The sequence below is a fragment of the uncultured Microbulbifer sp. genome (assembly GCF_947489355.1).
Lineage (GTDB): Bacteria > Pseudomonadota > Gammaproteobacteria > Pseudomonadales > Cellvibrionaceae > Microbulbifer.
Window position 1 is genome coordinate 1 of record NZ_CANLDD010000111.1, and the last position, 4,339, is coordinate 4,339.

Consider the following 4,339-nt stretch of genomic DNA (forward strand, 5'->3'; position numbering starts at 1 on the left):
TTTAGTGTTTACGGTATAATAAGGTATTTCCCACAATTCCAGCGAAGATGTACAAAACTCTCTGCAAGCTGGATAGTCTCATGGGCCGATATTTTCATCATCTTTAAGTATTTAGATTAAAACCGAAGCATTCCCAAGCCCGCCCAGTGCGGGTTTTTTCGTATCTGGTAACCCCATGTTCAATAACGCCTACTTCACGGAAGCGGAGTTGTCTTGCCGTTGTTGCGGGAAACTCCACTTCTCGAATGACACGCTGCGCCGATTGATCAGAGTTAGGGAGCGCTTCAACAAGCCGATGGTAATCAACTCTGGTTATCGCTGCCCTGCCCACTGCGCCAGTATTGGCTCCACGATGACACACACAACCGGCCAGGCTGTAGATGTATCAGTTTCTGGTGGGCGTGCCTATGAGCTGCTGGGGATCGCGCTCGAGGAAGGGTTCACTGGCATTGGGGTAAAGCAGAAGGGCTCACACAAGGGCCGATTCCTGCATCTGGATGATCTTGAGCCTATGCCGGGTGAGCGTACCCGACCTACTGTCTGGAGTTATTGAGGGGGAGAGCGTATAAAGGGGTTGGCGCAGAATTGATTTCGGGGCAGTAATCAGGATAATGGTGATCAGTATACAAATGTTAGGCGACATCGATAGGAAATACCATGCTTAAGTACCTTATACTTTGTCTGTTTTACGTTATCTTGGCTGGCTGCTCTTCTGTAAACTCGTCAAACTACGTAACAACAGAAAAAACCCCTCTATCCGAAGACCAGAAAATACTCTGGAAGCTAATGGTAGGCACGTGGTATGGGAATCAACCGGTTAAATCTGGTGGTTATAGAGAACATATCATGACGAGGAGGCTAGATGGGACTTACTTAGTTCGAACAAGACACGTGACCAAGGATGGTATACGACCTTTGCAAACCGAAGTCGGACATTGGGGAATCGTTGGGCCGGTGTACTTCTCGATTTTCCGAGGCTGGGCTGAAGATGGGAATGTATACCCATCCAATCCGTCCGACCCTTATAACTATGACGCCTACAACGTAATCACATTGAATAGTGATATTTTTCGTTATCGGTCGTATTCATCTGGTACTATTTTCGAAGTCACTAAGGTTCCCAAAGATTTTGAATTTCCGGATATCGTAAATGACGCCTTATGATCAGTTAGAGCAGATCATATACTACAGTTTTCCTTTGCGTATTGGCTACGCCAATTGGCACTTTTGCGTTTTTAGGGTATAAATCAGCTACCTTGCGATTGTTGTCTCTACCAGACACCCAACCACCCAAACCGGCCATTGAGCCGGTTTTTTACTTTGGAGAGAGTAATCGTATTTTATACGATTGTACCAAATCTATGTAACTAACTGTTTTTAATGAGGATTGTGGGTAAACGGCGCAAAATTGATTCCGGGGGCAGCATTCAGGATAATAGTGGTCCCGGTGACCACTATATAAATGTTATAGGGCCCTCCGTGAATGAAGCCTAGATCTGTAAAGCCATTGCGTTTAGGGGAAATGGAACAGCTTTCGACAGAAAGACTTCTGGCCTATCTTAGGAAACTCCAGAAATGTGAAGAGTCAATTGAGGCTTCCGATTGGTCTGAGAAAGAACTTATTTTGTCGAAGGCCATAGTTTTCAAAGCGTCAGAGGAATGGCGTCGTCAGTACAATTTGGTAAAGGCTGTGCTATCAAGAAGGCCCCATCTTGGCTGAGTGCAATGGCCCAATAACAAGCGGTTGTAGTCGCCGCGAAATACGCGGCTGGGACGGCTTACGCTATGCTCCAGCCGCCCCTAAACCGAACGTTAAGCGCACAAAGGGAATCACACACATTGTTCAAGCTCATAATAGGGATCATTGAGATAATAGTTCTTTTTTGTTGTATCTATTTTGGATATCAATGGGGCAGTGATCTTGAAGGCAATTACGAACCATGGCTTTTTCTTGGGGGGCTGGCCTTTGTCGCACTTGAGATCCTCCGTCGCTATAAGATTTACTTCGTAAAGCGTGAAGGAAAAAATCTCACACCAGGGGAGTTGGTCAAACATTCAGAGGAACTTCGAAAACAGTTCCAAGAAGAAATATTTAAGTGTCGTGCTGAGGAGATTCGAAAAGATGTAATCATTCGCCATGTCAACAGAATGGACTCATATCCTGATATTGATGATAAAGCGAAGGGCATATCACCATGGTTCCGTGCTGGTCTCTTGGATACATACCACAAGGGCATAATGGTTGGCCTGCGTTTTGGGACCTTATCCGAAGGACCTGATGGATGGAGATTTACCAAACACAATGATGGTGAAAAGGGAGATATCAAAGTTTATATGATCGGTAAGATTCCCTACGAGTTCGTCGAGAGGGTCAACTTTGATGGTGATGAATACTACAATTTTCCCCATATATTTTGCCATTTTGCTAACAAGGGAGAGCCTTACAGTGAAATCGTGTTTTGTGAAGAAATAGATATGGGTAATGGCCACTCCTATTACAAAGAAATTGCCAAATATGATGAGGTTAGTGAAAACAGCAAGAGTTGGGGCGGTGCGTATTTCGCTTAACAAAGCTAGCCAGAGGGACAGCCAAACCGCTTCGCGCTTTGTCTGCCCCTGCTGGCGGCGTTAGGTTTAAAAGTAAGGAAATATCGTGATTACTTGGATAGTATTACTTGTATTTGGTGTGCTACTTGTTGTCATGCTCATCAATATGCGCAAAGAAAGCAAAGTCCGAAACCAAAAACTACAAGATATTTAGAGTAGGCTACAAGAAAAGCAACAAGAAGAGATCGACAGTCGACTCAATAAATAAGGATACCCACTTGGCATCCATTCACAAAGTTAAACCCCAGGACGAAGTGCCCTGTGTGCTGCTCACCATGGCAAGCGGTGCCCAGGTGATTTGCAGCCGTGAAACCCCCGTCACTGATTCTCAAGGCACAGTGTACGAAGCCCAGCATTGCCAGAGGGTAAAACTGGGTGTGCTGCATAAAGAGGAGCCGCTCACCTGGGAAACCGTCGAGCGGGTCGAAGGTGCTGGTCTGCGCACCGTGTATAAGATCAGTGTGGGCAATATCAGCTACGCCGCTGGTGTGGATTCTCAGCATCGGGTGATTACCCACAACCAAAGGCACAAGCCCTAATAAAGGAAACAACATGGTTGAATACATACAAGCCAGCGGTATCAGCAATGCCGGAGAAGGCGAGCACTTTTATGAACTGACCAGCGGCATCTATGTCGGTGATATTGTGCGCATCGCACAGGTGCGCAATCCCATTGATCTGGATCAGGACGGCAGCCCAGATCAGTTCGCCTACAAGATGATCGGTGCCTTCGTCACCACGGATAACCAGGTGCGCAACAATGCTGTCGGCACACCCTGGCAAACGCCGGGCAAGGTGGAAACCCTGCAGGCCTCCGTTGTTGCAGAGGGTACCGAGAACGAAGAGGTCAATAAAGGCGCTTGGCGTATGGAGTGCATTCAGCGCACGGTGAACCTGCGGGTGGTGATTGGGGAGTGAAAAAATTCCTGTTTGATCTGCTAGCCACTACGGTATAACAGTTGTCCGCACGATGCTATTGCTTTGAAAACAGCAATAAGGATAATAGCAATCACGATGACCGCTATGTTAATGGTTCGAAGTATGAATGACTTTCCAAGAAATAGATACGAGTCAGATGAGCTGCTAACACTATTTGATCAGGCAAAGATACAAGAGGAGATCAAAGGAGTTTTCTTTAAATTAATAGAGATAGATGGCGTTGGCGTTGAAATCTATTTGCCAACAAGTAAGGACGGGAGTGTTGATCGCAAAGATATTAGTAGAGCTAGAAGTGTCTTAGCCCAAATTAACGAATTGGATAATTATTTTCAGGATATGTGTGAACTTTCATATAAGAAATATGAAAAGTCTGGTTCTAAAGCAAAAGACTGGATTTATTATTTATCCCATATAGAAATTACAGAAAGTGAGGCTTTATTCCAGTACTACGCAATGCATGGATATCCTTCTGAATGGGTTTCAATTTTTCGAGAAAACGATAGCGGAAATTGGGAGCGGGTTAATCTTTAATGATTTTAGCTGTTGATGTAGACTATAGAATTGATAACGCGATAGTTGCTGGTATTACCTTTAGTGGTTGGAGTGATGAAGCTCCGGATAGAGTAATTTATTCACGAATAATTAATGTTGTGGGTTATCAATCTGGACAGTTTTACAGGCGGGAGATGCCCTGTATTCTAAAGCTATTAAATGATTACCTAGATTCAACTTGTAAGTGCATATCTCAATGGAGCTAGAAAAAGCGGCCAGTTGCCCGTAGACTTCTCGCTTT

5 protein-coding genes are annotated in these 4,339 nt (G+C 45.0%); all 5 read left to right on the plus strand.

The annotated features are described in order from the left end of the window. Positions 1-175: 175 nt before the first annotated feature. The 5 genes from Q1A48_RS20645 to Q1A48_RS20665 all read left to right on the plus strand — a co-directional run bounded on the left by Q1A48_RS20645 (position 176) and on the right by Q1A48_RS20665 (position 4,077). A complete protein-coding gene (locus Q1A48_RS20645; protein WP_299948653.1) occupies positions 176-553 on the plus strand; it encodes a D-Ala-D-Ala carboxypeptidase family metallohydrolase in 378 nt (125 codons plus the stop codon). Between the two features lie 1,286 nt (positions 554-1,839). Next, a complete protein-coding gene (locus Q1A48_RS20650) occupies positions 1,840-2,568 on the plus strand; it encodes a hypothetical protein (RefSeq protein ID WP_299948655.1) in 729 nt (242 codons plus the stop codon). 257 nt (positions 2,569-2,825) lie between these two features. Beyond that, complete coding sequence (locus Q1A48_RS20655) at positions 2,826-3,146, plus strand: hypothetical protein (RefSeq protein ID WP_299948657.1); 321 nt, start codon at positions 2,826-2,828, stop codon at positions 3,144-3,146. A 13-nt stretch (positions 3,147-3,159) separates the two neighbouring features. Next, positions 3,160-3,525, plus strand: a complete 366-nt coding sequence (locus tag Q1A48_RS20660; RefSeq protein WP_299948658.1) for a hypothetical protein — start codon at positions 3,160-3,162, stop codon at positions 3,523-3,525. Positions 3,526-3,648: 123 nt separating this feature from the next. Further along, on the plus strand, positions 3,649-4,077 hold the full coding sequence (locus tag Q1A48_RS20665; RefSeq protein WP_299948660.1) for a hypothetical protein: 429 nt from the start codon (positions 3,649-3,651) through the stop codon (positions 4,075-4,077). Positions 4,078-4,339: the final 262 nt, after the last annotated feature.